This window comes from Streptomyces sp. NBC_01384 (assembly GCF_045040035.1).
Taxonomy (GTDB): domain Bacteria; phylum Actinomycetota; class Actinomycetes; order Streptomycetales; family Streptomycetaceae; genus Streptomyces.
Genome location: NZ_CP109559.1, coordinates 9,312,973 through 9,339,760 on the forward strand (window position 1 = coordinate 9,312,973; position 26,788 = coordinate 9,339,760).

A 26,788-nucleotide genomic window follows, 5' to 3' on the forward strand; every position below is an offset into this window, starting at 1 on the left:
ATAAGGTGGGCTTATGGGGTCATAGATCCGGCCCGACTACTGACTAAGGTTTGCCTTAGTTTAGGCTTCCGGGCGAGTCACCCTGCCACCGTTCGAAGGGAACCTGATCATGCCTCGCCCTCTGCGGGTAGCCATTGTCGGTGCCGGCCCCGCCGGGATCTACGCTGCCGACGCGCTGCTGAAGTCCGCAGTGGCCGTCGAGCCCGGTGTGTCCATCGACCTCTTCGAGCGGATGCCGGCCCCGTTCGGTCTGATCCGCTACGGCGTCGCCCCCGACCATCCGCGGATCAAGGGCGTCATCACGGCCCTGCACCAGGTGCTCGACAAGCCCCAGATCCGCCTCTTCGGCAACGTCGACTACCCCGGGGACATCAACCTGGACGACCTGCGCGCCTTCTACGACGCGGTCGTCTTCTCCACCGGGGCGACGGCCGACCGGGCGCTCGACATACCCGGCATCGACCTCGAGGGCTCGTACGGCGCTGCCGACTTCGTCTCCTGGTACGACGGGCACCCGGATGTGCCGCGGACCTGGCCGCTGGAGGCGGAGAAGGTCGCCGTGCTCGGCGTCGGCAACGTCGCGCTCGACGTGGCGCGCATCCTGGCCAAGACCGCCGACGAACTGCTGCCGACCGAGATCCCGCCGAACGTCTACGACGGCCTCAAGGCCAACAAGGCCCTGGAGGTCCACGTCTTCGGTCGCCGCGGCCCGGCGCAGGCGAAGTTCAGCCCGATGGAGCTGCGGGAGCTGGACCACTCCCCGAACATCGAGGTCATCGTCGACCCCGAGGACATCGACTACGACGACGGCTCGATCGCGACCCGGCGCGGCAACAAGCAGGCCGACATGGTCGCCAAGACCCTGGAGAACTGGGCCATCCGCGACATCGGCGAGCGGCCGCACAAGCTGTTCCTGCACTTCTTCGAGTCGCCGACCGAGATCCTCGGCGAGAACGGTGAGGTCGTCGGCCTGCGCACCGAGCGCACCGCCCTCGACGGCACCGGCAACGTCAAGGGCACCGGCGAGTTCAAGGACTGGGACGTCACCGCGGTCTACCGCGCCGTGGGTTACCTCTCCGACAGCCTGCCCAAGCTGCCCTGGGACGTCGAGTCGGGCACGGTCCCGGACCAGGCCGGCCGGGTCGTCGAGGAGACCGGCGAACACCAGCAGTCGACGTACGTCACCGGCTGGATCCGGCGCGGCCCGGTGGGTCTGATCGGCCACACCAAGGGTGACGCCAACGAGACCGTCGCCAGTCTGCTCGACGACCACGCGAACGGCCGGCTGCACACGCCCGCGTCGCCCGCCCCGGAGGCCGTGGACGCGTTCCTCGCCGAGCGGAACGTCCGCTTCACCACCTGGGAGGGCTGGTACCGGCTGGACGCCGCGGAGAAGGCCCTGGGTGAACCGCAGGGCCGTGAGCGCGTGAAGCTCGTCGAGCGCGAGGACATGCTCGACGCGAGCGGCGCGTAGCCCCGTCAACGGCCGTCGTCGACGGCGGCCGTACGCTCGCTCTTCGGCCGTCGGTGGTCGGCCTTCAGCCCTCAGCCGTCATCGGGGCCCGTCAGGACCCGTTGACCGTGGCCAGGACGGCGTCGGCCCAGCGGGTTACACCATCGGTTCCGCGCAGCCGGCCACCTGCGGGCACCCGGGAGAATCGCAGGAGCCCGCAGGGCTCGCGGTCGGCACGATCAAGGACACTGTCCCCATGGGCTCTCACAGCGTGTTCTTCGTCGAGATCGAACAGGTCCGCACCCGCGCGGGCGGCCAGAGCCTCGTCCACTTCGACCGGGCGTTCCACCGGCTCGACGCCATGCCCCTGGTACCGGAAGGCGCGCAGTCGTGACCGCGGTTGCCACGGCGGCGGTCGACGAAGCGCTACGGCGCCTGGACGAAACCGAACCGGAGATCCGCGCCTGGGTCCGGGTGGACGCCGACGGTGCCCGCGCGGCGGCCCGGCGGGCTCCGGACGGACCGTTGCACGGCATGCCCTTCGGCGTGAAGGACATCATCGACGTCGCCGGGCTGCCCACCGAGTGCGGCTCCCCACTGCGCCGCGGGCGGATCGCCGCGCGCGACGCCTGGCTGGTGGACCGGCTGCGCCGGGCGGGCGCCGTACCGCTGGGCAAGACGGTCACCACCGAGTTCGCGTACCTCCAGCCCGGACCGACCCGCAATCCGCACCGCCCGGATCACACCCCGGGCGGTTCCTCCAGCGGCTCGGCCGCCGCCGTCGCGGCGGGCGTGGTCCCCCTCGCCCTCGGCTCGCAGACCGCCGGCTCGCTGACCAGGCCCGCCTCCTTCTGCGGCGTCGCCGGATACGTCGCCCCGGTCGGCGCCTGGTCCACCCGGGGCTTCACCGGACTCAGTCCGAGCCTGGACGCACCGGGGCTGCTCACCGCCGACGTCGCCACGCTGGCCACGGTGATCGAGGCCGTCGACGGCACGAAGGCCGAAGTGCCCGACTCTGCACGGGCGTTGGATCCCGTACGGGCGCTGGATTCCGTACGGCTGCTGGTGTGGCCCGGCACCGAACTGGCCGACGTCGACCGGGCGATGCGCGACGCGCTGGACCGCACCGGGGAGGCGCTGGCGAGAGCGGGGGCGGGGACCGACGGCCTCGGCGATCGGATCCGTACGCCCGAACTCGCCGACACCCACGCCGTCGTCATGGCCTACGAGGCGGCGCGCTCCCTCGCGACCGAGGCCGAGCACCCGGAGGCGCTCAGCGCACCTTTGCGCGAACTCCTGGACCGCGGCAGGAAGACGGCCCAGGACGACTACGAGGCAGCGCTGGACTCCGCGCGCACCGCTCGCGCCCGCGTGCTGGACCTGCTCACCGGCGTCGACGCGATCCTCGGCCCGGCCGCCCCGGGTCCCGCTCCGCACGGACTGGACGCCACCGGCACCCCCGTACTCAGCCGCCCCTGGCAGCTGCTCGGCCTGCCCGTCGTCACGGTCCCCGGCCACCGCGACCCCTCCGGCATGCCGCTCGGACTCCAGCTCGTCGGCCACCCCGACCGCGTGGGCCGGCTGCTCGGCATCGCCCGGCACACCGAGACCCTCATCCCCGGCCCTGCCGCACGTGGCTGAACGTCGGACGCCGCTCAGCCGTCGGCCAGCAGCTCGCCGGAGAAGGCGGCGGCCATGCGCAGCCACGGCGCGGCCTCCTCGTGGCGCGCCTGGCGTTCCAGGGTGCGCCCCAGCATGAGGTGGGCGTAGTGCTCGACCGGGTCGCGGTCGATGACGATCCGCAGCTGTTCCTCGGCGCGCCGCAGCTGCGCGGAGTGGTAGTACGCGCGGGCCAGCAGCAGCCGGGGCCCGGTCTGTTCCGGGGCTTCCTCGACGACGACGGCGAGCAGCTTGGCGGCCCCGTTGTAGTCCCTGGCCTCGAACAGCGCCCGCGCCCGCTCCCAGCGCTCGACGGTGGTCTCCTCGTGCGGTACGCCGGCGCCGCTGTCGAAGAGGTGCAGGGCGCTCACCCAGCGGTCGGCCGCGACATCGCCGTTCGGCTGGTAGTCGTTGAAGTTGTCGATCATGAGAGTTCCTTTCCCGGCGTCGTATGCGGCATGCGGCCGGCGGGCTCGAAGCCGAGCCGGCCGCTGTTGAAGTCCTCCATCGCCTGCAGGACCTCGGCCTTGGTGTTCATCACGAACGGGCCCCGGTGTGCGATCGGTTCGCCGATCGGCAGCCCGCCGAGGACGAGCACGTCGAGGTTCGGCGTACGGCTGTCCGGTGTCGTGCTCGCCTCGATCGTCAGCGCCTCGCCCAGCCCGAAGACGGCGAGGTCGTGGGCGTCCAGCGGACGCCGTTCGGAGCCGACCGAGCCGCGCCCCGACAACCCGTAGACGAGTGCGTTGAAATCCGGCCGCCAGGGCAGGACCAGACGGGCCCCGGGGTTGAGCGTGGCGTGGACGATGGTGATGGGGGTGAAGGTGCTGCCCGGCCCCCGGTGGCCCGCGACGCCGCCGGCGATGAGGCGTACCAGCGCACCCCCGTCCGGGGAGGACAGGAGCGTCGCCTCGGGGCCCTCGATGCTCTGGTACGCCGGAGGGTTCCACTTGTTGGCGCGCGGCAGATTGACCCACAACTGGACGCCGTGGAACAGGCCTCCGGAGATCACGAGGTCCTCGGGCGGCGCCTCGATGTGCAGGATGCCGCTGCCGGCGGTCATCCACTGGGTGGCCCCGTCGGTGATTGTCCCTCCGCCGCCGTACGAGTCCTGGTGCCGCATCCGGCCGTCGATCATGTACGTGACGGTCTCGAAGCCGCGGTGCGGGTGCCAGGAGGTGCCCTTGGGCTCGCCGGGGGCGTATTCGACCTCACCCATCTGGTCCATGTGGAGGAACGGGTCCAGATCGCGCAGCGAGGTGCCCGCGAAGGCGCGGTGGACCGGGAACCCCTCGCCTTCGAAGCCTCGTGGCGCGCCGGTGACCGAGCGCACGGCGCGCTCTTCGGTCGTCCGCGGGTCGAGCTCGGGGATGCGGGGGAGCCGCAGCGTGCTCTCAACGGTCACAGCGGGCACGTCGTCCTCCTCGGGGAGTGCCGATCCGATCTGTGTAGTTTAACATTCAACCAGCGGCCCTCATTCCGCGACTCGCGGCGACCGCGATCGGTAGTTGACTACTCAACTATGTCGATGGTTGGCTGGGCGCGGAGATCACCTCAGGAGAAGCGGAGGAACGGAACGATGGAACCCCGAGTGGTGGACAACCCCGACCGATCGCGTTACGAGATCTTCGACGGCGGTGAACTCGCCGGCTTCGCCGAGTACCACCGGTACCAGGACGAGATCGCCTTCATCCACACCGAGATCGATCCGCGCTTCGAAGGCCGGGGTCTGGGTGGCGCGCTGGCTCGTGCCGCGCTCGACGCGGCCCGGGAAGGCGGGCTCGCGGTGCTTCCCTTCTGCCCCTTCATCCGGGGGTGGATCTCCAAGCATCCCGAGTACGCCGACCTGGTACCGCAGGGGCAGCGGGCGCGGTTCGGGCTGTGAGCCGGTCCGTGCCGGAGACGGAACGGACGGAACAGTTCGATACCGCGGACGCCGCCCCGCCGCTGTTCGTACGGGCCGCGGCCGCGGTGGCCACCAGTTCCGGCGAGGACTACCGGGTGGACATCCGCGCCGGCCGCCATCCCCTCGCCGCCGACGAACCCGAGTCCGTCGGCGGCGCCGACACCGCGCCCACCCCCGTCGGTCTGCTGCTGTCGGCGCTGGGGTCCTGCACGGCCATCACGCTGCGCATGTACGCCCAGCGCAAGCAGTGGCCCCTGGAGGGCGTCCGGGTACATCTCGCCTACGAGAAGGGGCCGGACCGGACGGCCCGTATCACCCGGCGCATCGAGCTCATGGGCGACCTCGACGAGGACCGGCGCGCCAGGCTGCTGGAGATCGCCGACCGGACCCCGGTCACCCGTGCGGTGCGCGGAGAGACGCCGGTCGTACCCGCGGCGGATCACCCCCTGCCGCCCCGCCAGTCCCCGCCGCACGCGCCCGCCACCGAAAGGACGTCACTGTCATGAGCGACCTCGACCTCCAGCCCGCCCTCCGTGAGTGCGGAGGACGGACCCATGTGTCCGGCCAACCGGTCCGGGAACTGCTGAACCCGCGCGAGGCGAGCCTCGGCAGCACGGTCGTACGCAGGCTGCTGCCCAACCTGGGGCGGCGGATGGTCGGCGCGTGGTGCTTCGTGGACCACTACGGTCCCGATGACATCTCCGACGAGCCCGGGATGCAGGTCGCGCCGCACCCGCACATGGGCCTGCAGACGGTGAGCTGGCTGCACGAGGGCGAGGTCCTGCACCGCGACAGTGTCGGCAGCGTTCAGACCCTGCGGCCCCGCCAGCTCGGACTGATGACCTCCGGGCGCGCCATCGCCCACTCCGAACAGAGCGTGGTGCCGCACCCCCGTTTCCTGCATGGCGCCCAACTGTGGGTCGCGCTGCCCGACGCCCACCGGAACACCGCGCCCGCCTTCGAGCACCACGCCGACCTGCCGGTCGTCACGGCCCCGGGACTGACGGCCACCGTCATCCTGGGCGGACTGGACGGCGCCGTGTCCCCGGGCACGACCTTCACGCCGCTGGTCGGCGCGGACCTCGCGCTCACCGAAGGCGCGGACGTGCGGCTGCCCGTGGAGCCGGACTTCGAGTACGCCGTCCTGACGATGTCAGGCGCCACCGAGGTCGACGGCGTACGTCTCGACCCCGGCTCGATGCTCTACCTGGGATCCGGCCGCGCCGAACTGCCGCTGCGCGCCCTCAGCGACTCCGGGCTGCTGCTCCTCGGCGGGGAGCCCTTCGAGGAGAAGCTCATCATGTGGTGGAACCTCATCGGGCGAACCCAGGACGAGATCGCCGAGGCCCGGGAGGCATGGATGTCGGGTGACCGCTTCGGGACCGTACGGGGCTACGAGGGCGCCCCGATACCGGCCCCGGCCCTGCCGCCCACCCCGCTCAAGCCCCGTGGCCGCACCCGCTGACCCTCGCCGGCGGATGAGCCACGCTGATCTGCCGGCGAGGGTCAGCCGGGTTCAGAGAGCGCGGTCGAGGAGATCCAGCAGGGCTGTCCAGTGGCGTTCGGTGGCCTCGGCGTTGTGGATGGAGGTGTCTGCCATGGTGTAGCCGTGCGGCGCGCCGGCGTAGACCTCGGTGCGGTGGCGGACACCCGCCTCGACGAACGCCTTGTCGAGACGCTCGATCTGCTCGGGCGGCATCGCGGCGTCCTGGTCGGAATGGCCGAAGTACAGCTCCGCCGTGACCCGGTCGGCGAGCAGGTGCGGGCTGTCGGGGGCGTCGGTGGCCAGCCACGCGCCGTGGAAGCCGGCCGCGGCCGCGACCCGTCCGGGGTGGGCGGCGGCGGTGCGCAGGGCCAGACCGGCGCCCATGCAGTAGCCGGTGATGCCGACCGGCCCGTCGGTGGCCTGCGGGCAGGCGGCCAGCCAGGAGAGATAGCCCTCGGCGTCGCGCATGGCCAGATCGGGGGTCAGCTCCCGGATGATCGGGACGAGTCGCTCGAACAGCGCCGGGCGGTGGGCCGCCTCGATGACCTCGGGCAGCTCCAGCACCGGTGCCGGCCCATGACGGTAGAGGACGTTGGGGACCAGCACGGTGTAGCCGGCCCCGGCGAGCCGGTCGGCCATCTCCTTCAACCGGGGGCGCAGCCCGAAGGCGTCCATGTAGAACAGCACCGCGGGGTGTGCGGAGTCGTCGTCGGGGTGGACGAGGTAGGCGTCGGCGGTGCCGTCCTGGGTGGGGATGTCCACGACGGTTCCCCGCACTGCACGTACAGCGGTCATGCGCGTCCTTGTTCTCTCGGTGTTCTCGCGGTGTTCTCTCGGGTTCACTTGTCGGCGGTGGCGTCGAAGGCGTGGGTGACCTCGGGCCGGGTGCCGGGGAGGAGCAGTGCGCGGGAGTGCTCCTCGCGCTGCCGGTCGGTGGCGGTCAGACGGGTGTGGTGCTGGGCCATGTGTTCCGCCCAGGAACCGACCAGATAGTTCTCGATGAAGCGGCCGGGCTGGTTGCCGTCCTCGTACAGGCCCCAGGTGAGGGCTCCGGTACGGCGCCGGGAGCGGGCGACGTGCCGCATGGCGTCGGTGAAGGCGGTGCCGTCGGCGGGCGCTACCTGGTAGACGACGGAGACGAGTACGGGGCCGTCGGCCGGGCCCGGTTCGAAGACCAGGGGCGGGGCCGGCCAGTGGTCGGAGGGCGTGGGGTCGATGTGGGTCGCGTCGTGCAGCGGCCACAGACGGACGCCGGCCGCTCCGAGCAGGAGCAGGACGGCCGCCGTCAGCAGCGTGGCGGTCAGCCCCAGCCACTGGGCCAGGCCGCCCCACAGCGGGGCCGTCAACGCCTGGCCGCCCTGGAACACCAGGAGGTAGACGGCGAGGCCGCGGGCCCGCACCCAGCCCGGGAGCCGCGTCTGCACGGCGGCGTTGAGCGTGGACAGTACGCCGATCCAGGCCAGCCCGGCGGGCAGCAGCGCGAGAGCGACCAGCCAGGGGACGTGGACGGTGGCGAGGACCACCAGGACGAGGGCGAAGACGACGGCCCCCGCGGCGAGGGTGCCGTTGGCGCCCAGCAGCCGCCGGACGCGGGGCAGTGCGAACGCCCCGGCCACGGCGCCGGTGCCGACCGCGGCAAGGAGCAGCCCGTACCCGCCGGAGCCGAGGCCGAGGGAGTCTCCGGCGACCAGCGGGAGCAGGGACCACGCGGCGGCGGCGCCGGGTATGAACAGGGCGGTGCGCAGCAGGATGCGTCGGATGCCGGGCGCGTTCCAGACGTAGCGGCGGCCCGCGTACAGCGCGGAGAGGAACTGTTCCCGTTCGGCGGTGGGCGTGGCCGTCCTGGGGCGCCGCCACAGCAGCAGTACGACGGCGATGCCCAGGTAGGAGACCGCGTTGAAGGCGAAGGTCCAGCCCACGCCCGCCGTGGCGACCAGGACGCCGCCGAGGGCGGGCCCCAGCGCTCGTGCCAGGTTCATGTTGACGGCGCCCAGCGCCGAGGCCTGTCCGAGCTGGGCCCGGCCGACCAGTTCGGGCTGGATCGCCTGCCACGCGGGGCCCATCAGGGCGGTGCCGCAGCCCAGCAGGAAGGTCAGTGCCAGCAGCGCCGCGGCGCCGAGCGAGTCCGCGAAGGCCAGCACGGTCAGGGCCACCGACACCGCGAACATGGCGAGTTGGGCGGCCACCAGCAGGGTGCGGCGGTCGAAGCGGTCGGCCAGCACGCCCGAGGGCAGCGCCAGCAGGACGACGGGAAGGCTGGAGGCCGTCTGCACGAGGGTCACCAGGGTCGCCCCGTGCCCGATCAGCAGCCACTGGGCGCCGACCGTCTGCATCCAGGTGCCGACGTTGGACACGAACTGCGCGATCCACAGGGCCCGGAACACCGGCACGGCCAAGGGCGCCCACGCCGAAACCGGCCGGGAGGGGCTCACAGGTGGCGTCGTGGCGGTCATGCGGCGGCCTCCGTACGAGGAGAAGGGGGCGGTTCTCCGGCGGCCACCTCGTTGTGGCGGTTGTGTCCTGCGCGGTCCGTCACCATGGTGCCGGATCACTGCGGTAACTCCGGCGGCGGCCCCGGCGGTTCCACCAAGGCCCGGACACCGAACGGGCCGCCAGAAGCGGCCGGTCAGGCAGGGGACGGGGCTGAGCCCGTGGGGAGGGGGAGTCTGCCCGTGATGGTGAACGTGGGGATGGCCTGGTACTCGATCTGCACCACGTCCGGAGCAGCCGAGCCGGCTTTGAGCGCCGTGCGCAGCTTTGTGTAGTGCGGCACCCCCTGACCGGCGTTGGCGACCTTGACCTTGATCGCCGGGTACTTCTTCTCGAAGAGCGCGACCTCCTGCTCGATGTCCGGGACCCATGTCCAGAACGTCAGCTCGGTCGGGGCCTTCATCGCCTTGCCGATGTCGGCCTGGCTGACCGGCTTGGAAGAGGTGGAGGAACCGCTGCCGCTGCCGCTTGGGCGCAACATGTTCGGGCCCCGGCGCGGCCCGTGGCAGGACGAGTCCTGGAAGGGCTGGTGGGGCGACGACCCGCCGTACCCCAACGACGTGTTCGTCCGCACGCGCCACCTCCGGCCGTCGCTGACCTTGGAGGGCGGGACCGCGTTCCACTTCACCGACGAGCCCATCGAGACAGAGCCGGAGTGGGCGTTCGAGGCGGCGGCGGGCCGGGACGTGCGCATCGGTGGCGGCCCGGCCACCGTCCGGCAGTAACTGCGCGCCGGGCTCGTCGACGAGCCGCACCTGGCCATCGTCCCCCGGCTCCTCGGCCGGGGCGAGCGCCTGCTCGACAGTCTGGGGGGGCGGGATCGACGGCTACCGGGTCGCCGAGCTGGTCAGTTCGCCGGCCGCGACGCACGCCCGGTTGGTGCGCCGCTGACGGCACCCCGCCGGGCGCGGTTCAGCTCACTCCGACGCCGCGGCACCCGGCGCGCCCGCCCGCAGACCGTCCATCACGAGGTCCAGCAGGCGGGTGGCGCGCGGCTGCCAGTCCCCGTCCGTGTCGATCTGCCAGAGGCCGGCGATGACCAGGAAGAAGTCTTCGGGGCTGACTCCGGGGCGGATGGTGCCCGCCTGGTCGTTCGCCTCCAGGAGCAGCGCGGCGGCCGAGGACATCGCGCCGTGTCCCAGCCTGGTCAGGGTGCCGTGCGCGAGGGTGGTCGCGCGCAGGGCCTCGGCCAGGCCGACCTTGGTCATGGCGAACTGGGCGAGGCGGTCCATCCACTCCCGCAGGGCCCGGTCCGGCGCGCGGGTCTCGAGCAGCTGGGCCGCGGTGTCGGCGACCTGCTGCACCTCGTGGCGGTAGATCTCCAGGAGCAGCGCCTCGCGGTTGGGGAAGTTGCGGTAGAACGTCCCCTGTCCGACGCCCGCCTTCTTGGCGATCGCGCTGAGCGGGGTGTCCGCCGACCGGGTCAGCTCGGTCAGGGCCACTTCGAGGATGCGCTCGCGATTGCGTTGCGCGTCCGAGCGCAGCGGGGCGTCCTTCTTCTGCTGCACTCGGCCTCCTTCGTCATTCCGCCTCGCTGAGCGGAACTTGCTGAGCGGAACTTGCTAAGCGGACAGCTGTCCGATAGGTTTCAGGGTTAACGGACACCTGTCCGGTTAGGGGTCCACCATACCGCCGGATTCGGCCAGTGTGGACTACCGGTGCTCCTCATTCCCGGCCCTCTCGCGACTTCCTTCCCCCTCAGACAGGCGAAAGAAGGCTGATCATGGCCCCAACGACGTCCAGCGGTACGACCTCGACGTCCAGCGCCATCACCCTGCACATCAACGGCGAGAAGTACACGCTGCCCGTCGACCATCGCACCACCCTGCTCGACGCGCTGCGCGAGCATCTCGATCTGACCGGTACCAAGAAAGGCTGTGATCAGGGCCAGTGCGGCGCCTGTACGGTGCTGCTCGACGGACGGCGGGCCGTCTCCTGTCTGCAACTCGCCGTCGCCGCCGAGGGGCGCGCGATCACCACCATCGAGGGGGTGGCGGACGGTGAGCGGCTGCATCCGGTGCAGCAGGCCTTCCTCGACCTCGACGGCTACCAGTGCGGTTACTGCACACCGGGCCAGATCTGTTCGGCCCTCGGGGTGATCGAGGAGCACGCGGCGGGCTGGCCAAGCGCCGTGACCGCCGATGTGCGGCCTGAGGCGGGGGTCCCGCAGCTCACCGCCGAGGAGATCCGTGAGCGGATGAGCGGCAACCTGTGCCGCTGCGGCGCGTATGTGTCGATCGTCCAGGCCGTCGCACGGGCGGCGCAGACGCGGGTGCCCGAGGCGCGCATGGCCGATGCCCCTGCGGGCGATGTCCAGCCGGCCGAGGCCAAGGAGGCGGCGGCATGAGGGAGTTCGACTACGAACGCGCCTTCGACGTCTCCGGCGCGGTCGCCCTGCTGGGCGCCGACCCGGACGCACGCTATCTCGGCGGCGGCACCAATCTCGTCGACCTGATGAAGAGCGGGGTGGAGCGGCCCGCGCGGCTGGTCGACGTACGCGAACTACCCCTGGATCGCGTCGAGGTCACCGAAGGCGGCGGGCTGCGTATCGGCGCGACCGTCACCAACAGCGACCTCGCCGCCCATCCCGAAGTACGGCGGCACTACCCGGCGTTGACCCAGGCCGTGCTGGCGGGCGCGTCCGGGCAGCTGCGCAACATGGCCACCGTCGGCGGAAACCTGCTCCAGCGCACCCGCTGCGGCTACTTCACCGACCTCGCGAAGCCCTGCAACAAGCGTGTCCCCGGCAGCGGTTGCCCCGCCGTCGAGGGGGAGCACCACAACCACGCGGTCCTCGGCGCCTCCGCGCACTGTGTGGCCACGCACCCCTCGGACATGGCCGTGGCGCTCGCCGCCTTCGACGCCGTCGTCTCGTACGAAACGGCCGACGGGCCGGGGAAGTTGCCGCTCGGTGAGTTCTATCTGCCGGTGGGTGACACCCCGCACCTGGAGACCGCCCTGCCGCCCGGCGCGCTGATCACCGGCGTCACCCTGCCGGCCGCCCCGGTCGCCGCCCACTCCCGCTACCGCAAGGTGCGCGAGCGTGCCTCGTACGCGTTCGCGATCGGCTCGATCGCCGCCGCGCTCGACGTCCAGGGCGGTGTCGTACACGAAGTGCGCCTCGCCTTCGGAGCGGTGGCGTCCCGGCCGTGGCGGGCCCGGGCGGCCGAGCGGGCGCTGACCGGGGGACCGGCGAGCGCCGAGGCCTTCGCCGCCGCCGCGGACGCCGAACTGGCGGCCGCACGGACGCTGCCCCACAACGGATACAAGGTGCCCCTGATGCGCAATCTCGTCGTGGCGATGCTGACCGAACTCACCGAGGAGGCCGCCCGATGACCAGTGCGACCGGTACGACCGCGACGACGGCGACGATCGGAGCCGTCGGCACCGCGCACACCCGCGTGGAGGGCGTGGCCAAGGTCACCGGAGCGGCGCGCTACGCGGGCGAGGTTGCGTATCCCGAACTCGCCCACGGCTGGCTGGTGTTGTCCACCGTGGCCCGCGGCCGGATCCGCGCCGTGGAGTCCGCGCCCGTCCTCGGGATGCCGGGCGTCCTCGCCGTCCTGCACCACGAGAACGCCCCGCGTCTCAACGGCGGTTACATGAACGCGTTCGGAGTGCCCGACCCGATCGCCCAGCTCTTCCAGCACGAGCGGGTGCCTTTCGTCGGCTGGCCGGTGGCGCTGGTCGTCGCCGAGACGCCCGAGCAGGCCAGGGAGGCCGCCGAGGCCCTCGTCGTCCAGTACGACGAGGAGCCGCACGACGTCGTGTTCTCCGCCGGGCTGCCCGGCACGTACACGCCGGAGAGCGCCCCCGCCGCGCAGAAGGGCGACGTGGAGGCCGAACTCACCGCGTCCGCCGTCGTCGTGGACGCCGAGTACAGCACTCCGGAGGAGCACCACAGCCCCATGGAGCCGCACGCGGCGACCGCGCGCTGGGACGGCGGGCGACTTGAGGTCATCGACTCCAACCAGGGCAGCAGGTTCGTGGCGGACGAGCTGGCGAAGCTGTTCTCGCTCGACCCCGAGTCGGTTCGGGTGCGCTCCGAACATGTCGGCGGTGGCTTCGGCTCCAAGGGGACCCGCCCGCACTCGGTCGCCGCCGCGATGGCCGCGACCGTCCTGCACCGCCCCGTCCGGGTCGTACTGACCCGACGTCAGATGTTCTCGCTCGTCGGCTACCGCAGCCCCACGGCCCAGTGGGTCAGGCTCGGTGCCGACGCGGACGGCCGGCTGCGCGCCTTCGAGCACCGGGCCGAGTGCCTCACCTCGACCGTCCATGAATTCGTCGAGCGGTGTTCCGAGTACGGGCGCGCGATGTACGACTCCGAGGCGCACCACTTCGAGAGCCGAGTCGTACCGCTCGACGTGCCGACCCCGAGCTGGATGCGGGCCCCGGGCGAGGCACCGGGCTCCTTCGCGCTGGAGTCCGCGCTCGACGAACTCGCCGAGAAGTGCGGCATCGACCCGATCGCGCTGCGCGCCCGCAACGAACCGGACGTCGGCCCCGTCTCCGGGCTGCCGTTCAGCAGCCGCAATCTCCTCGCGTGCTTCGAGGAAGGGGCCCGCCGGTTCGGCTGGGCGGACCGCGATCCGCGTCCCGGCATCCGGCGCGAAGGACGCTGGCTGCTGGGCACCGGGACGGCCGCGTCCACGTTCCCCACCCTCTCCGCCCCGTCCACGGCGGCCGTGACGGCGGAGCCGGACGGCACCTACACCGTACGGATCACCGCGTCCGACGTCGGGACCGGGGCGCGGACCGCGCTCACCCTGATCGCCGCGGACGCGCTGGAGGTGGCGCCGGAGCGCATCCGGATGCGGATCGCCGACAGCGACTTCGGGTTCGCGATGATCGCCGGCGGCTCGATGGGCACCCGCTCCTGGGCCTGGGCCATCCGGGTCGCGGCGGGCGAACTGCGTGAGCGGCTCGCCCTGGGCGGCGGCATTCCACCGGAGGGGATCACGGCACGCTCGGACACCTCCCAGGCCGTCGGAGCGCTGACGCAGAAGGAACGGCACGCCTTCGGGGCGCAGTTCGCCGAGGTCGCCGTGGACGTCAGCAGCGGGGAGGTGCGGGTGCGGCGGATGCTCGGCATCTTCGCCGCGGGCCGGATCGTCAACCCGCTGACCGCGCGCGGGCAGTTCGTCGGCGGGATGATCTGGGGTCTGTCCATGGCGCTGCACGAGGAGGCGGTCCGGGACCGGGCCAGTGGCGGCCATGTCGGCGCCGACCTCGCCGGCTATCACTTCGCCGCGCACGCCGACGTACCGCCCATCGAGGCGGACTGGGTGGACGACCCGGACCCGGACGACCCCGTCGGCATCAAGGGCATCGGCGAGATCGGGGTCGTCGGAGCGGCCGCGGCGATCGCCAACGCGGTCTGGCACGCGACCGGCGTACGCCACCGCAACCTGCCGATCCGCCCCGACCGCGTTTTGTCGGCAGGCGCGGGCGCAGACCGGGATGCGGGCCCTGGGGGAGACGGAGACCGGGATGCTTGACATCGCCGACGAGCTGAACCGGTGGGTCGAGGAGGGCCGGGACTTCGCCGTCGCCACCGTCGTGAGCGTCGGCGGCAGCGCCCCGCGCGGCCCCGGCGCCGCCCTCGCCGTCGACAGCCACGGTACGGCCATCGGCTCGGTCTCCGGCGGCTGCGTGGAAGGCGCCGTGTACGACCTGTGCGTACAGGCGCTGCGGGACGGCCGCACGGTGCGCGAACGGTTCGGCTACAGCGACGAGGACGCCTTCGCCGTGGGGCTGACCTGCGGCGGGGTCATCGAGGTCCTCATCACGCCGGTGGGCGCGGACGCGCCGGACCGGCGGGTGTACGCGGCCGCGCTGGCGGCCGCGGCCCGGGGCGAGGCGGCGGCCCTCGTCCGCGTGGCCAAAGGGCCGGTGGAACTGCTGGGCAGAGCGCTGCTCGTACACCCCGACGGCTTCTGCGACACGAACCAGGGGAGCCTCGGCGGCCATCCGGAGCTGGGCCGTACGGCGGTGGACGAGGCACGCGCCCTGCTGGCCGCGGGCCGTACCGGCACCCTCAAGCTCTCGGAGGACGGCTCGCGCTGCCCGGGCGGCGTGACCCTGCTCGTCGAGTCGAGCGTGCCACCGCCCCGCATGATCGTCTTCGGTGCCGTCGACTTCGCCACGGCACTGGTACGGGTGGGCAAGTTCCTCGGTTACCACGTGACCGTGTGCGATGCCCGCCCGGTCTTCGCCACCCGGGTCCGCTTCCCCGACGCGGACGACATCGTGGTCGACTGGCCGCATCGCTACCTCCGGCGCACCGGGACCGACGAGCGCACGGTCCTGTGCGTGCTCACCCACGATGCCAAGTTCGACGTACCGCTGCTGGAGGCGGCCCTGCGGATGCCGGTGGCGTTCGTCGGCGCCATGGGGTCGCGCCGCACCCACGAGGACCGCGAGCGGCGGCTGCGCGAAGTCGGCCTCACCGAGCGGGAGCTGGCCCGCCTGAGGTCCCCGATCGGGCTCGACCTCGGTGCCCGTACGCCCGAGGAGACCGCCCTGTCCATCGCGGCGGAGATCGTCGCGGCACGGGAGGGCGGGACGGGCGCCCCGCTGACGGGTTCGCGGACGCCCATCCACCGGGCGGCACCACGGACGCGCCGCCCGTCGGCCCGCGCGGGGGCGGACGCAGTCGTATGACTCATGCGGGAAGCGCCCCGACCAGCCACCGTAGAGGTATCGCCGGTTCCTGGCCGGCATGACCTGGGAGGGCTGGAATGGACACCATGCACGCGGTACGCGGCCACCGGCGGGGCGGCCCCGAGCAGCTCACGTACGAGATCGCGCCGCGCCCGGTGCCGGCCGCGGGTGAGGTTCTGGTCGAGGTGCGGTCGGCCTCCATCACGCTCGGTGAACTGGGCTGGGACGCGACCTGGACCGACAGCTTCACCGGCGGCGGCACTGCGCGCCTGCCGGTCGTGCCCTCCAAGGAGGTGTCGGGCGTCGTCGCCGAGCTCGGTCCCGACGTGTCGGACTGGAAGGCCGGCGACGAGGTGTACGGGCTGATCCCGTTCACCCGGGACGGGGCCGCGGCGGAGTTCGTCGCCGTCCCCGCGGCCGTGCTCGCCGCCAAGCCGGCTCAGCTCGACCACGACCACGCGGCGGCGCTGCCGCTGGCCGGGCTGACCGCCTGGCAGGGCCTGGTCGTGCACGGCGGGCTGCGTCCCGGCGCCCGGGTGCTGGTGCAGGGCGGCGCGGGCGGCGTCGGCTCCTTCACGGTGCAGGTCGCGGCCGCGCTCGGCGCCTCCGTCATCGCGACGGCCGACGCCCAGGCAGCCGATTTCGTCAGGGAGCTGGGTGCCGAGCAGGTCATCGACTACAAGACCGAACGCTTCGAGGAGCACGTCAAGGACGTGGACCTGGTCTTCGACACCGTCGGCGGCGACACCCAGGACCGCTCCTGGCAGGTGCTGCGCCCCGGCGGCCTGCTGGTGAGCATCGTCTCCCCGCCCGACGCCACGAAGGAGGGCGGCAGGTTCTTCGTCGTGGAACCCGACCGCGGCGGACTGGAGGAGTTGTCCCGCCTGGTCACGGACGGCGAACTGGCCCCGCCCGTCGACCGCGTCTTCCCCCTCGCCGAGACCGCGCAGGCGTACGCGGCGCTGGAGCAGGGCCATCGCCGGGGCAAGATCGTGCTGCACGTCTCCTGAGCCGGCGCGACGTCTCCTGAACCGCGCGGTTCAGACAGCGTCTTCGATGTTCAGGGGCTCTGCCTTGTTCAGGAGCTCTGCTTCAGGAAGCCGAGGCCGAGCGCGCGAGCCAGTCGTACGCGGCCTGCGCCGTGAACTCGTCCTGGCCGCCGCGCAGCAGCAGCCCCGCCGTGGCGAACGCAGGGTCGTCGGCCTGCGCGGCCACGTACGGGATCGCGATGCAGCGCATCCCTGCGGCGTGCGCGGCGGCGGCGCCCGGAGCGGCGTCCTCGAGGACCACGCAGTCCGCCGGGTCGGCCCCCAGGCGGCGCGCCGCTTCGAGGAAGACATCCGGGGCGGGCTTGCCGTGCGCGACCTCGTCGGCCGAGACGACGGTGGTCAGACGGGCGGCCAGACCGCTGCCCGTCAGAATCGCCTCGATGGCGGCGGGGGAGGAGCCCGAGGCCACGGCCAGGGGCACATCCTCCCCGGCCAGCAGTTCCACGAACTTCCGCATCTCCGGGTACACGGGCGTGGCGGCGCGGGCCAGCTCCAGGTAGCGGCGGTTCTTGTCGGCGAGCAGCACGTCGAGCGGGGCCCGCAAGGCGTAGCGCTCCTTCCAGAGCGACAGCGTCTCACGGGTGCTGATGCCGACGTACCGCTCGTGCTCCGCCCAGGTGAAGTCCGTGATGCCCTGCTCGGCGAGCGTCTGGCGCCCGGCCTCGAAATAGTTCGGCTCGCTGTCCACGAGCGTTCCGTCGAGATCGAAGATGACCGAAGTGCTGCCGAGAGTGCTCATGAGGTCCAGGATGCCAAGGGGCGGCTCGCCGCCATGGAACGACCCCGCGGGGTGTTGTCCGTCAGTTCTTCGGGGCCCGGCCGATCGACTCCACCAGCGGCAGCACCCGGTGCGGAACGCGCTCGCGCAGCGCCACCTCGGTGCGGGTGCGGACCACGCCGGGCATGCTGATGAGCGCCTGGATCACATCCTCCAGGTGCGCGTTGTCGCGTGCCACCACCCGGGTGAGCAGATCGCCGCCACCCGTGATCGAGAACGCCTCGATGATCTCCGGAACGGCGGCGAGCGCCTCACCCACCTCGTCGAGATGGCCCTGCGTGACCTCGATGTGCACGAACGCGAGGACGGGATGGCCGAGCGCCGCGGGGGACAGTGAGGGGCCCGTACCGGTGATCACCCCGTCCCGCTCCAGCCGGTCCAGGCGGGCCTGCAGCGTGCCGCGGGCGACACCGAGCATGCGGGCGTACTCGCGCACGCTGGTACGCGGCTGCTCGAGCAGCAGTCGCAGGATGCGGGTGTCGAGTTCGTCCACGGCCATGGTCCGTTGGCCTCCCTGACGCCTTGGGTGATCTCCGTCGACTGTACCAATGGCCCAGCCGACCGCGAGCCTGTTGAGCCAGTTCACTCCTCCTGTTTACCTTGTCTGTATTGATGGCGCTGCACAGCGCCGGACGGCAAGGACGCCGTACCGGACCCGCAGCGCCATTTTGTGTGTCTTTTCGTATGGGGGCGGGCGGCCGACGGTGAAGAAGATGTTCATGGCTCCGGATCCGGGACTGTTCCGACTGCGGATCGCGCTGCGCGCGGTCCTCGGCATCGGGCTCGCGGTGAGCGTGTCGGAGCTGGCCGGGCTCTCGCTGCCCGCCTCGATCACGGGCGGCCTCGCGGCGCTCCTCGCGCTGTTCACCATCGGCGACCCGACCGTGCGCGACCAGGCCGTGACGACCGCCCTGCTGCCGGTCGTCGGCTTCCCGGTCCTGGCCCTCGCCACCGCGCTGCACGGGGTGCCGGCGCTGCGCGACGCCACCTGGCTCGCGGTGATCTTCTGCGGGGTGTACGCCCGCCGCTGGGGCCCGCGCGGCCACGCCCTCGGCATCTTCGCGTTCATGATGTTCTTCACCGCGCAGTTCCTGCACGCCGTGCCGGATCAGCTCCCGCAGCTGTACGCGGCCGTCGCACTGTCGCTGGCCGCGTCCTCAGTGGTGCGCTTCGGCGCGTGGTGCGTCGAGCGGCGCACGCCGCCGCCCGTCCCGACCGCGCCGTTGGACGGACGCGGCCTGGCCCGGCCCGCCACGCGCCAGGCCTTCCAGGCGACGGCCGCCTGTGCCTTCGCCCTCACGGCGGGCCAGTTGCTCTCCCACGACCGCTGGTACTGGGCCGTCGGCACTGCCTGGTGGATCTTCGTCAACACGGCCTCGCGCGGCGAGACGCTCGTAAGGGGCTTCCGCCGGGTCCTCGGAACGGGCACCGGCATCGTGGCCGGGCTCCTGATCGCCGTCCCCCTGCACGGCGCCCCCGCAGCCACCGCCGTGCTTGTCGCGGTCAGCGTCTTCGGGATCTTCTACGCGGCCCCGCTCTCGTACAGCTGGATGATGTTCTGGGTGACCGTGATGGCGGGCCTGCTGTACGGGCTGCTCGGCGTGCTGCACCCGGGGCTGCTCGGCCTCCGGCTCGCCGAGACCGGCGTCGGCGCGCTCGGCGCCGCGCTCGCCGTCGCGCTGATCCTGCCCATCACCACGCACGCGGTCACCGACCGCTGGGTCGAGCGGGCGCTGCACGCGGTGCACGCCTGCGCCGCGGCGGCGGCCGCACGGCTCGCGGGTGACGCGGCGGCCGACCCCGCACCGCACACGGCGGAGCTCGAAGCACTACTGGGGCGCGTACGGATGGCGCTCGCGCCCCTGGTGCATCCGCTCACCCCGATGCGGGCGCGCAAGGGCCGGGCCCGCCAGGTCCTCGTCCTGCTCGACGACTGCGCCCGCGAGGTGCGCGGTCTCGCGGCCGTCGCCGCCGACCCGGACGCCTCGCACGACGCCCGTCTGACGGCCGCCTGCCGACGCGTGGAGACGGCGGTGGAGTCCCTGGTCGGCGCGGTGCCGGAACGCGCCCTCAGCGCCCACCAGGGCGCCCCGGGCCACCACCCGGGCGCCGAGCAGGCACTCGCCCACCTCCACGGCCTGGAACGGGCGCTTGTCGCGCTGGCCACGCCCCTGCGCGGCTCGCGGCTCGCGCGCGTCTGACGTCGGCGGGTGGACAGCGGGCCCCGTTGTGAGGCAGATGCACGGGCCACGTAGAGGGTGGATCACCGCACGGGCGGGGTAACCCCGCGGCTATCAGACGCACGGAACCCGCGGACCGTGCGGGCGCGGCCCGCGGGCGGAGCCGCTTGGGGGTGGCACCATGCGGGATTTCCCGCGCGGAACCGGACACGCGGAGCGCTTCGGCGACGACGGGAGCGCGCGGTACCCGGCGCCGTGGGCCGAGGGGCCGGGCGGCTGGCTGGACCGGGTCCCGCCCGGTCGGCGGGCGCACGGCGCGGCCCCGACCGCCGCACCACCGCATGAAACCGCTTCCCGCAAGGCCGACCTGTCCGTCCCGGGCCTCACAGGACGCCTGACAGCCGTGACCGGGGGTGGTGCCGCTGCCGCCGTATCGACCTCCCGCGACCACTCCGAGCCGTACGAACTCCTCCGCGCCGCCGCCGAGTTCCTCACCCTCCGCCACACCGAGGAGCGCCTCGGCGACCCGGCCCGCCGTATCGCCGCGGCGCGGACCGAGATCGCGGAGACGGGCACGTACCGCCACACCACCGAGGAACTCGTCTTCGGAGCCCGCGTCGCCTGGCGCAATGCCAACCGCTGCATCGGGCGGCTGTACTGGCACTCCCTGCGCGTACGCGACCGCCGGGACGTGCGGACGGCACAGGACGTCGCCGAGGCGTCGGCGGACCATCTGCGGGAGGCCACCCACGACGGCCGCATCCGGGCGCTCATCACCGTCTTCGCACCCGACCGGCCGGACCGCCCGGGCCCGCGCATCTGGAACGAACAGCTCATCCGCTACGCCGGCTACGCACGCCCGGACGGCGGTGTGACCGGCGACCCGCGCAACGCGGGCCTCACCGCGCTCGCCCGGCGCCTCGGCTGGCCCGGCGGCCCGGGCACCCCCTTCGACGTACTGCCGCTGGTGATCCAGGGAGCCGACGGCCGGCGAGCCGACGACAAGCCGCGCTGGTTCGCGCTGCCGGACGACGCGGTGCTCGAAGTGGAGCTCGCCCACCCCGAGTACCCCTGGTGGCGCGCCCTCGGACTGCGCTGGCACGCCGTGCCCGCGGTGGCCAACATGTGCCTGGAGATCGGTGGCGTCTGCTACCCGGCGGCCCCGTTCAACGGCTGGTACATGGGCACCGAGATAGGCGCCCGCAACCTCGCCGACACCGACCGCTACAACCTGCTGCCCCACCTCGCAGAACGCCTCGGCCTCGACACCCGCAGCGACCGATCGCTGTGGAAGGACCGGGCGCTCGTCGAACTCAACCGCTCCGTCCTGCACTCCTTCGACCATGCGGGCGTCACCGTCACCGACCACCACACCGAGTCCCGGCGCTTCCTCACCCACCTCGGCCGCGAGGAGCGCAAGGGCCGCCGGGTGGGCGCCGACTGGTCGTGGATCGTGCCGCCCATCTCCGGCAGCGCCACGCCCGTCTTCCACCGCACCTACGAGGCCGTGGAGCGGCGCCCCGCGTACGTCCACCACCCGGAGGCACGTACCCGGGCGCACGGCGAGACGGGCGGGACCTTGGTCTAGACCGCAGATCATCGACTGCTACCGTCGGCCCCGAGCAGCGCGGGACCGAGAGGGGAACGGCAGTGGCAGACGGCGGCAGGCGGGAACAGCGGGCGTTCATCGGCTCGTTCACTGCGGCGGGAGGCCCGGGCGTCCTCGTCGCGGCCGTGGACCGCGGCAGCGGCGCGCTGACCCTCCTGAGCGCGGTGGACGGCGTACCCGACCCCTCGTACCTCGCCCTGTCGCCCGCCCGCGACATGCTCTACACGGTCAGCGAGACGGCCGACGGCGCGGTGGCCGCGTACCGTGTGGGCGGCGACAAGCCGGAGCCCGCCGGGCCTCTGGTCTCGGTCGGGGGCAGCGGGCCGACACACCTCAGCGTGTTCGCCGGACACGTCCTGACCGCCAACTACGGCTCCGGCAGCGTCACCGCGCTGCCCGTGCGCGACGACGGCACCTTCGTCGGCGCCGCCTCCAGCGTGCTCCAGCACAAGGGTTTTGGCCCGCACACCCGGCGTCAGCAGGGCCCGCACGCCCACCAGGTGCAGCCCGACCCGAGCGGGCGCTGGGCCGTGAGCGTCGACCTCGGCACGGACTCCGTACGGGTGTGCGCGCTGGACGGCGGCCGGCTCGAGCTGCACCGCGAGATCGCGCTGCGCCCCGGCTCCGGGCCCCGCCACCTGGCCTTCCACCCGCGCGGCGAACACGCGTACGTCCTCAACGAACTCGCGCCCACCGTCACCGTCTGCCGCTGGAACGCCCTGGAAGGCTCGCTGCGGCCCGTCGGCGAGACGCCGGTGCTGTCGGGTGTCCCGGACGATGACGCGTACCCCTCGGGCATCGTGGTGGCGCCCGACGGACGCTTCGTGTGGACCGCCACGCGCGGCCAGGACGTCGTCTCCGTACTCACGCCCGACGCGGTGGGCGAGGGACTGCGGCTGGTCGCCACGGTGCCCTGCGGGGGCACCTGGCCGCGCGCGCTGGCCCTCGACCCCTCGGGGCGCTTCCTCTACGCCGCCAACGAGCGCTCCGGGGACGTGACCTGGTTCACGGTCGACCCGGACACCGGGGTGCCGCGACGGGGCGGCTCGGTGGAGGTTCCGGCGGCTTCCTGCGTGGTCTTCGGCTGACCGGCCCGGTGGTGATGCGGCGCTGACGCGAGAGCCGCTGACAGGAGAGCTGCTGACAGGAGTGATACGAGAGCTGCTGATACGAGAGCCGCTGATACGAGAGAAGGGCCCGCTCCTGCGAGAGGAGCGGGCCCTTCGGCGTGCGAGGGGTGGTGCTGGGGCGATCAGCGGACCGGCGCGCCCTGCGGCTGCTGCGGGGCGATGCCCAGCGCCGTCGTGTACTTGGCCAGCGCGAGCTTGCCGATCGCCGGGTACGGGCCGAGGGCCTCGGCGGCGGCGCAGCCCGCCTCCTTGGCGGCCGCGTCCAGCAGACCGGCGTCGATCTCAGGGCCGATCAGATACGGCGCCAGCGCGAGCTGCTGCGAGCCCGAGTTGCGCAGCTGCTCGGCGGTGGCCGCGATCGCGCCCTCCTCGTCCAGCGCCGCCGCCATCACCGGCACGGCGAGCCGCGCGGCGAGCAGCATGCCGGTGATCCCGGCCGCCTGCACGGCCTCCTCGCCGCCCACGGAGGCGAGGATGATGCCGTCCGCGGCCGTCGCCACGGTGAACAGCCGGGCACGGTCGGCGCGCGCCAGACCCGCCTCGGACAGACGCACGTGCAGCGCCTCCGCGAGCAGCGGGTGGGGGCCGAGCACATCGGCCAGGTCGGCCGCGATCCGGCTCTCCATGACGGCCTGGCGGACCCGGCGCAGCAGCGCGTTGTCCGGGCCGGCGAGCAGCGGCACCACGACGGCGACGGGGCCGTCGGGCGCGGTCACGTCCGCACCGGCGGCACGGGCCTGCTCATAGCGGGCGGTGCGCTCCGCGGCGGCGCGCGTCAGCACGGACTGCAGCGTGGGGAACTCGGCGTCGTCCCCGTCGAGGTACCCGATCCGGGCGTCGAGGCCGGGCAGCTCGGAGCGCGCGATGCTCACGACCTCCTCGGCGAGGCTGCGCGTGGCCGCGCTGGAGGTGCCCGGCACCGCGAGGACGAGCGCGGGCGCGCCCTCGGGAGCCGCCAGGGGTTCCGGACGGCGGTGCCGCCCGGGCTGGCGGGGTCGCGGCATTCGTACTGGCAGGCCGGACGCGGGCCCAGTGGGGGAGCTCATGGCGCCGCATGTTACTGGTTTCTTGGGCTCCCCTGTTCGGGGAGGGTGCAGGTGAGCGGTTTCCGTCCGCTTTTGTCTGATGAGTTACGCGTGGATCAGAAATGATCGGTACGACTGGACTTGCCTGCGCTGTGGTGCTGCTGTGGTGCTGCTGTGATGCCTGGGGCGAGGGGTGATTTCACTTGTCCGACAGGGCGGATGAATCCCCTTTTCGGGGCATGGATAGCTCGCTTGCGGCGTTTTCGGTCATCACGTACAGCATGCGTGCGTTGCGGGGGAGCGTGAGCCGGTCGTTCGCCAGATCGACGGCGATGCGTACGGCGCCGTCCAGCGGGTCGCCCGCCGCCGGTACCCGCCGGGCATGTGGCAGTTGCTCCGCCAGCTCCTCGCGCAGCGGTACGAGGAGGGGATCGCCGATCTTGAACAGACCACCGGTGAGGGCGACTTGGGCCTCGTCCGTGTCCGGGCAGACGGCGGCAGCGGACTCGGCCATGTGCCGGGCGGCGGCGCGCAGCACGTCCCGCGCCACGGGATCTCCCGCGGCGTCGGCGGTGTCCGCCGCGCAGGCGGCCACTTCGGGCGCGAAGGCGGCGAGTACGGCGGGCCGGTCGGTGCGCGGGTACACCTTTCCGGGCAACCCGGTCACCGGCCCGAACATCTTCTCGGCCCGAGCCAGCAGCGCCGCCGACCCGCCCCGGCGCCCGTCGAAAGCCCGCAGGGCCGCCTCCAGCCCGGCCCGGCCGATCCACGCTCCGCCGCCGCAGTCGCCGAGCAGATGACCCCAGCCGTCCGCCCTGCGCCAGCTCGTCAGGTCGGTGCCGACCGCGATCAGGCCCGTGCCCGCGGCGATCACCGCGCCCGGCCGGGGACCGAGCGCGCCCGCGTACGCCGTCACCGCGTCGGCGGCCAACGCGAGCCGCCGCACACCGAGTTCACGCTCCAGCGCCGAGGGCAGCTCCGTGCGCAGCTCGTCGCCGAGGGTGGCGAGGCCCGCCGCCCCGATGGCGACGGCCTCAAGTTCTTCTACCCCGGTAGCGGCCATCAATTCCCTGGCCATCGGGAGCAGTTGCTCCAGCAGATGCCCGGCCTCAATGCCGCGCGGGCCTGTGCGGACCGGTTTCTTGGACGTCAGCGGCCCCGGGTGAACCGTGCTGCGGCCGCCGCCACGCACGCCGAGTGCCACGCGCAGACCCGAACCCCCCGAGTCCACGCCCAGCACCCCGGAGTGCGTCACGGCAGGCGCCAGTCCACCGGCTCGGCTCCCTGACCGGCCAGCAGGTCATTGGCGCGGCTGAACGGGCGGGAGCCGAAGAAGCCTCGGTCCGCCGACATGGGCGAGGGGTGCGCGGACTCCACGGCGGGCAGGCTGCCGAGGAGAGGGCGCAGGTTGCGGGCGTCGCGGCCCCACAGGATCGACACCAGCGGGCGCCCACGGGCGGCCAGCGCGCGTATCGCCTGCTCGGTGACCTCCTCCCAGCCCTTGCCACGGTGCGCCGCGGGACTGCGCGGGGCAGTGGTGAGCGCCCTGTTGAGCAACAGCACACCCTGCTGGGTCCAAGGCGTCAGATCGCCGTTGGACGGCTGGGACAGTCCCAGGTCGGTGTTGAGCTCCCGGAAAATGTTGATCAGGCTGCCCGGCAGCGGACGTACGTCCGGCGCGACCGAGAACGACAGCCCCACCGCGTGTCCCGGAGTCGGATACGGGTCCTGCCCGACGATGAGGACGCGTACCTCGTCGAAGGGTTGTTGAAAGGCCCGCAGGACATTCGGCCCGGCCGGGAGATAGGTGCGTCCCGCGGCGATCTCCGCGCGCAGGAAGTCCCCCATCTCGGCGATCCGCCCGGCCACGGGTTCCAGGGCTTTCGCCCAGCCCGGTTCGACGATTTCATGCAACGGTCGTGGTGCCACGGGCGTCACCCTACTGCCGTACACGCGACGGAGATCAACCAGTGGCCGAAGAGCGACCGATCATGACCGTTCCGTTGACGAATGAGGTGACTACGGAGGCTCAGCCGACGACCGCGGCGCGCACGCACAGCACGTCCGGGAGGTGCGAGACCAACTGCCGCCAGCTGTCCCCGTCGTCCGCCGACGCGTACACCTCGCCGTTGCGATTGCCGAAGTACACGCCCGCCGGGTCCGCGTTGTCTGTACAAAGCGCGTCGCGCAGCACCGTGCCGTAGTGGTCCTGCGTGGGCAGCCCCGCCGTCAGCGGCTCCCAGCTCTTGCCCGCGTCCGCCGTGCGGAAGACACGACAGCGCCGGTCGGCCGGGACGCGGTCCGCGTCGGCGTTGATCGGGAACACGTACGCCGTGTCGCCGCGGTGCGGATGCGCGGCCACCGCGAACCCGAACGTGGAGGGCAGGTCCGCGCCGATGTCGGTCCACCGGCCGCCGGCGTCGTCGCTGCGGTACACACCCCAGTGATTCTGCAGATAGAGCCGGTCCGGAGTCGCCGCGTCCCGTGCGATCTTGTGCACGCACTGGCCGAACTCCGGATTCGGATCCGGCAGGAACACCGCGGAGACACCCGAGTTGGACGGCGCCCAGCTCGCGCCCCCGTCCTGCGTGCGGAACACCCCTGCCGTGGACACGGCGACCGTCACGGCCCGCGGGTCGCGCTCGTCGGTGAGGACGGTGTGCAGCCCTTCCCCGCCGCCGCCCGGCACCCACTGCGACCGGGTGGGGTGCTCCCACAGCGGGCGCACCAGTTCGAAGGACTCGCCGCGGTCCTCGGAGCGGTACAGCGCGGCAGGCTCCGTGCCCGCGTACACCACGTCCGGCTCGGCGGCCGTCGGGTGCAACTGCCACACCCGCTCCAGTGAAGCCCCCGTGTCCTTGGGGAACTTGACGGCCGGCTGCGCCGGTTCGGTCCACGTCCGCCCCAGGTCGTCGGAGTGGAAGACGGACGGACCCCAGTGCGCGCTGTCCCCTCCGGCCAGCAGCCGGGGTGTCTCGCCGCGGATGTCGATCGCGACCGAGTACACGGCCTGCGCGTTGAAGTACGGACTCTCGTCGAACTCCCAGGCGCCGCCGCGCCGCCTCCCGATGAAGAGCCCCTTGCGTGTACCTACGGTGAGCAGTACGTCGGCCATTGCGACCTCCTCCGAGACGTCGTTGTCCCAACCACCGGCCAGTCTGCACCGCGGCACTGACAGTCTTCCCTGAACGCGGCATCACCGCAGGTCAGGGCGGTGGCGTCGAGCGCCGACGGCGTCTGTCCGCGGTCGGCGCGAGCAGCGGTGCGGGGGTGGCGGGATTCCTGGAACGCACGAGTCGTCGGACTCGTTGTGAGTATCAGAGGGACCGATCCCGTATGGGAGGGCGATGTGGCATG

The 26,788-nt window shown here is 72.6% G+C and carries 26 protein-coding genes and 1 pseudogene; 15 read left to right on the forward strand and 12 right to left on the reverse strand.

Annotated features, from left to right (window positions below):
- The first annotated feature begins 109 nt into the window (after positions 1 to 109).
- From OG747_RS42700 to OG747_RS42710, 3 genes are all read left to right on the forward strand, one after another.
- Complete coding sequence (locus OG747_RS42700; protein ID WP_405884707.1) at positions 110 to 1,474, forward strand: FAD-dependent oxidoreductase; 1,365 nt, start codon at positions 110 to 112, stop codon at positions 1,472 to 1,474.
- Positions 1,475 to 1,709: 235 nt separating this feature from the next.
- Positions 1,710 to 1,847, forward strand: coding sequence for a hypothetical protein (locus OG747_RS42705; protein ID WP_405884708.1), 138 nt, complete (start codon positions 1,710 to 1,712; stop codon positions 1,845 to 1,847).
- The gene (locus OG747_RS42710) at positions 1,844 to 3,094 is read left to right on the forward strand and encodes an amidase (RefSeq protein WP_405884709.1); all 1,251 of its coding nucleotides are present in this window, start codon (positions 1,844 to 1,846) and stop codon (positions 3,092 to 3,094) included. Before OG747_RS42705 ends, OG747_RS42710 begins: the two co-directional genes overlap by 4 nt.
- Before the next feature lie 14 nt (positions 3,095 to 3,108).
- Here the strand turns inward: OG747_RS42710 and OG747_RS42715 are convergent, their stop codons facing one another.
- Positions 3,109 to 3,540 (reverse strand): tetratricopeptide repeat protein, encoded by a 432-nt coding sequence (locus OG747_RS42715; protein WP_405884710.1) that lies wholly within the window; start codon positions 3,538 to 3,540, stop codon positions 3,109 to 3,111.
- Positions 3,537 to 4,526, reverse strand: a complete 990-nt coding sequence (locus OG747_RS42720) for a pirin family protein (protein WP_405884711.1) — start codon at positions 4,524 to 4,526, stop codon at positions 3,537 to 3,539. Before OG747_RS42720 ends, OG747_RS42715 begins: the two co-directional genes overlap by 4 nt.
- A gap of 165 nt (positions 4,527 to 4,691) precedes the next feature.
- Here OG747_RS42720 and OG747_RS42725 point away from each other — a divergent pair, with 165 nt between their 5' ends.
- The 3 genes from OG747_RS42725 to OG747_RS42735 are packed head-to-tail and all read left to right on the forward strand — an operon-like array spanning position 4,692 to position 6,483.
- Positions 4,692 to 4,997: a GNAT family N-acetyltransferase gene (locus tag OG747_RS42725; RefSeq protein WP_405884712.1), complete on the forward strand. Its 306-nt coding sequence runs from the start codon at positions 4,692 to 4,694 to the stop codon at positions 4,995 to 4,997.
- An 8-nt stretch (positions 4,998 to 5,005) separates the two neighbouring features.
- Positions 5,006 to 5,524 (forward strand): OsmC family protein, encoded by a 519-nt coding sequence (locus OG747_RS42730; RefSeq protein WP_405884713.1) that lies wholly within the window; start codon positions 5,006 to 5,008, stop codon positions 5,522 to 5,524.
- Positions 5,521 to 6,483, forward strand: a complete 963-nt coding sequence (locus tag OG747_RS42735; RefSeq protein ID WP_405884714.1) for a pirin family protein — start codon at positions 5,521 to 5,523, stop codon at positions 6,481 to 6,483. Before OG747_RS42730 ends, OG747_RS42735 begins: the two co-directional genes overlap by 4 nt.
- A 51-nt stretch (positions 6,484 to 6,534) precedes the next feature.
- On the opposite strand, the gene OG747_RS42740 is transcribed toward OG747_RS42735, so the two are convergent.
- From OG747_RS42740 to OG747_RS42750, 3 genes and pseudogenes are all read right to left on the reverse strand, one after another.
- Positions 6,535 to 7,299, reverse strand: coding sequence for a dienelactone hydrolase family protein (locus tag OG747_RS42740; RefSeq protein ID WP_405884715.1), 765 nt, complete (start codon positions 7,297 to 7,299; stop codon positions 6,535 to 6,537).
- Positions 7,300 to 7,343: 44 nt separating this feature from the next.
- On the reverse strand, positions 7,344 to 8,957 hold the full coding sequence (locus OG747_RS42745; protein WP_405884716.1) for an MFS transporter: 1,614 nt from the start codon (positions 8,955 to 8,957) through the stop codon (positions 7,344 to 7,346).
- Between the two features lie 209 nt (positions 8,958 to 9,166).
- Positions 9,167 to 9,475 (reverse strand): annotated as a pseudogene (locus OG747_RS42750) (extracellular solute-binding protein); the annotation flags it as partial.
- Here OG747_RS42750 and OG747_RS42755 point away from each other — a divergent pair.
- Positions 9,408 to 9,719 (forward strand): hypothetical protein, encoded by a 312-nt coding sequence (locus tag OG747_RS42755; protein WP_405886124.1) that lies wholly within the window; start codon positions 9,408 to 9,410, stop codon positions 9,717 to 9,719. The pseudogene OG747_RS42750 and the gene OG747_RS42755 overlap by 68 nt on opposite strands.
- A 192-nt stretch (positions 9,720 to 9,911) precedes the next feature.
- Here the strand turns inward: OG747_RS42755 and OG747_RS42760 are convergent, their stop codons facing one another.
- Positions 9,912 to 10,502 (reverse strand): TetR/AcrR family transcriptional regulator, encoded by a 591-nt coding sequence (locus OG747_RS42760; RefSeq protein ID WP_405884717.1) that lies wholly within the window; start codon positions 10,500 to 10,502, stop codon positions 9,912 to 9,914.
- Positions 10,503 to 10,717: 215 nt separating this feature from the next.
- Between OG747_RS42760 and OG747_RS42765 the strand changes: the two genes are divergently transcribed.
- The 5 genes from OG747_RS42765 (at position 10,718) to OG747_RS42785 (ending at position 16,670) form a co-directional block, all read left to right on the forward strand.
- Complete coding sequence (locus OG747_RS42765; RefSeq protein WP_405884718.1) at positions 10,718 to 11,341, forward strand: (2Fe-2S)-binding protein; 624 nt, start codon at positions 10,718 to 10,720, stop codon at positions 11,339 to 11,341.
- Positions 11,338 to 12,330: an FAD binding domain-containing protein gene (locus tag OG747_RS42770; protein WP_405884719.1), complete on the forward strand. Its 993-nt coding sequence runs from the start codon at positions 11,338 to 11,340 to the stop codon at positions 12,328 to 12,330. Before OG747_RS42765 ends, OG747_RS42770 begins: the two co-directional genes overlap by 4 nt.
- A complete protein-coding gene (locus OG747_RS42775) occupies positions 12,327 to 14,495 on the forward strand; it encodes a xanthine dehydrogenase family protein molybdopterin-binding subunit (protein WP_405884720.1) in 2,169 nt (722 codons plus the stop codon). Before OG747_RS42770 ends, OG747_RS42775 begins: the two co-directional genes overlap by 4 nt.
- Entirely contained in the window at positions 14,488 to 15,660 is a 1,173-nt protein-coding gene (locus tag OG747_RS42780; protein WP_405884721.1) for an XdhC family protein, read from the forward strand. Before OG747_RS42775 ends, OG747_RS42780 begins: the two co-directional genes overlap by 8 nt.
- A 77-nt stretch (positions 15,661 to 15,737) precedes the next feature.
- Entirely contained in the window at positions 15,738 to 16,670 is a 933-nt protein-coding gene (locus OG747_RS42785) for an NADP-dependent oxidoreductase (protein WP_405884723.1), read from the forward strand.
- 82 nt (positions 16,671 to 16,752) lie between these two features.
- On the opposite strand, the gene OG747_RS42790 is transcribed toward OG747_RS42785, so the two are convergent.
- Complete coding sequence (locus OG747_RS42790; protein ID WP_405884724.1) at positions 16,753 to 17,448, reverse strand: HAD family hydrolase; 696 nt, start codon at positions 17,446 to 17,448, stop codon at positions 16,753 to 16,755.
- Between the two features lie 61 nt (positions 17,449 to 17,509).
- Positions 17,510 to 17,986 carry an Lrp/AsnC family transcriptional regulator gene (locus OG747_RS42795; RefSeq protein WP_405884725.1) on the reverse strand — a complete coding sequence of 159 codons (477 nt, stop codon included), beginning with the start codon at positions 17,984 to 17,986 and terminating at the stop codon, positions 17,510 to 17,512.
- A 214-nt stretch (positions 17,987 to 18,200) separates the two neighbouring features.
- Here OG747_RS42795 and OG747_RS42800 point away from each other — a divergent pair, with 214 nt between their 5' ends.
- The 3 genes from OG747_RS42800 to OG747_RS42810 all read left to right on the forward strand — a co-directional run bounded on the left by OG747_RS42800 (position 18,201) and on the right by OG747_RS42810 (position 22,364).
- Entirely contained in the window at positions 18,201 to 19,688 is a 1,488-nt protein-coding gene (locus OG747_RS42800) for an FUSC family protein (protein WP_405884726.1), read from the forward strand.
- A 160-nt stretch (positions 19,689 to 19,848) separates the two neighbouring features.
- Positions 19,849 to 21,255 carry a nitric oxide synthase oxygenase gene (locus OG747_RS42805; protein WP_405884727.1) on the forward strand — a complete coding sequence of 469 codons (1,407 nt, stop codon included), beginning with the start codon at positions 19,849 to 19,851 and terminating at the stop codon, positions 21,253 to 21,255.
- 62 nt (positions 21,256 to 21,317) lie between these two features.
- Entirely contained in the window at positions 21,318 to 22,364 is a 1,047-nt protein-coding gene (locus tag OG747_RS42810) for a lactonase family protein (protein WP_405884728.1), read from the forward strand.
- A 164-nt stretch (positions 22,365 to 22,528) separates the two neighbouring features.
- Here OG747_RS42810 and OG747_RS42815 read toward each other — a convergent pair whose 3' ends face one another.
- The 4 genes from OG747_RS42815 to OG747_RS42830 all read right to left on the reverse strand — a co-directional run bounded on the left by OG747_RS42815 (position 22,529) and on the right by OG747_RS42830 (position 26,546).
- Complete coding sequence (locus tag OG747_RS42815; protein WP_405884729.1) at positions 22,529 to 23,452, reverse strand: sirohydrochlorin chelatase; 924 nt, start codon at positions 23,450 to 23,452, stop codon at positions 22,529 to 22,531.
- Between the two features lie 178 nt (positions 23,453 to 23,630).
- Complete coding sequence (locus tag OG747_RS42820; protein WP_405884730.1) at positions 23,631 to 24,686, reverse strand: N-acetylglucosamine kinase; 1,056 nt, start codon at positions 24,684 to 24,686, stop codon at positions 23,631 to 23,633.
- The gene (locus tag OG747_RS42825) at positions 24,683 to 25,360 is read right to left on the reverse strand and encodes a uracil-DNA glycosylase (protein WP_405884731.1); all 678 of its coding nucleotides are present in this window, start codon (positions 25,358 to 25,360) and stop codon (positions 24,683 to 24,685) included. The genes OG747_RS42820 and OG747_RS42825 overlap by 4 nt, the downstream gene beginning before the upstream one ends.
- Before the next feature lie 100 nt (positions 25,361 to 25,460).
- Positions 25,461 to 26,546, reverse strand: a complete 1,086-nt coding sequence (locus OG747_RS42830; RefSeq protein ID WP_405884732.1) for a WD40/YVTN/BNR-like repeat-containing protein — start codon at positions 26,544 to 26,546, stop codon at positions 25,461 to 25,463.
- Positions 26,547 to 26,788 lie beyond the last annotated feature (242 nt).

Coding starts and splice junctions, on each gene's coding strand:
- OG747_RS42700 (WP_405884707.1), top strand. CDS start 110: ATGCCTCGCCCTCTGCGGGTAGCCATTGTCGGTGCCGGCCCCGCCGGG.
- OG747_RS42725 (WP_405884712.1), top strand. CDS start 4,692: ATGGAACCCCGAGTGGTGGACAACCCCGACCGATCGCGTTACGAGATC.
- OG747_RS42775 (WP_405884720.1), top strand. CDS start 12,327: ATGACCAGTGCGACCGGTACGACCGCGACGACGGCGACGATCGGAGCC.
- OG747_RS42800 (WP_405884726.1), top strand. CDS start 18,201: ATGTTCATGGCTCCGGATCCGGGACTGTTCCGACTGCGGATCGCGCTG.
- OG747_RS42745 (WP_405884716.1), bottom strand. CDS start 8,957: ATGACCGCCACGACGCCACCTGTGAGCCCCTCCCGGCCGGTTTCGGCG.
- OG747_RS42815 (WP_405884729.1), bottom strand. CDS start 23,452: ATGAGCTCCCCCACTGGGCCCGCGTCCGGCCTGCCAGTACGAATGCCG.
- OG747_RS42805 (WP_405884727.1), top strand. CDS start 19,849: ATGCGGGATTTCCCGCGCGGAACCGGACACGCGGAGCGCTTCGGCGAC.
- OG747_RS42795 (WP_405884725.1), bottom strand. CDS start 17,986: ATGGCCGTGGACGAACTCGACACCCGCATCCTGCGACTGCTGCTCGAG.
- OG747_RS42740 (WP_405884715.1), bottom strand. CDS start 7,299: ATGACCGCTGTACGTGCAGTGCGGGGAACCGTCGTGGACATCCCCACC.
- OG747_RS42780 (WP_405884721.1), top strand. CDS start 14,488: ATGCTTGACATCGCCGACGAGCTGAACCGGTGGGTCGAGGAGGGCCGG.
- OG747_RS42790 (WP_405884724.1), bottom strand. CDS start 17,448: ATGAGCACTCTCGGCAGCACTTCGGTCATCTTCGATCTCGACGGAACG.
- OG747_RS42765 (WP_405884718.1), top strand. CDS start 10,718: ATGGCCCCAACGACGTCCAGCGGTACGACCTCGACGTCCAGCGCCATC.
- OG747_RS42705 (WP_405884708.1), top strand. CDS start 1,710: ATGGGCTCTCACAGCGTGTTCTTCGTCGAGATCGAACAGGTCCGCACC.
- OG747_RS42830 (WP_405884732.1), bottom strand. CDS start 26,546: ATGGCCGACGTACTGCTCACCGTAGGTACACGCAAGGGGCTCTTCATC.
- OG747_RS42735 (WP_405884714.1), top strand. CDS start 5,521: ATGAGCGACCTCGACCTCCAGCCCGCCCTCCGTGAGTGCGGAGGACGG.
- OG747_RS42785 (WP_405884723.1), top strand. CDS start 15,738: ATGGACACCATGCACGCGGTACGCGGCCACCGGCGGGGCGGCCCCGAG.
- OG747_RS42755 (WP_405886124.1), top strand. CDS start 9,408: ATGTCGGCCTGGCTGACCGGCTTGGAAGAGGTGGAGGAACCGCTGCCG.
- OG747_RS42770 (WP_405884719.1), top strand. CDS start 11,338: ATGAGGGAGTTCGACTACGAACGCGCCTTCGACGTCTCCGGCGCGGTC.
- OG747_RS42715 (WP_405884710.1), bottom strand. CDS start 3,540: ATGATCGACAACTTCAACGACTACCAGCCGAACGGCGATGTCGCGGCC.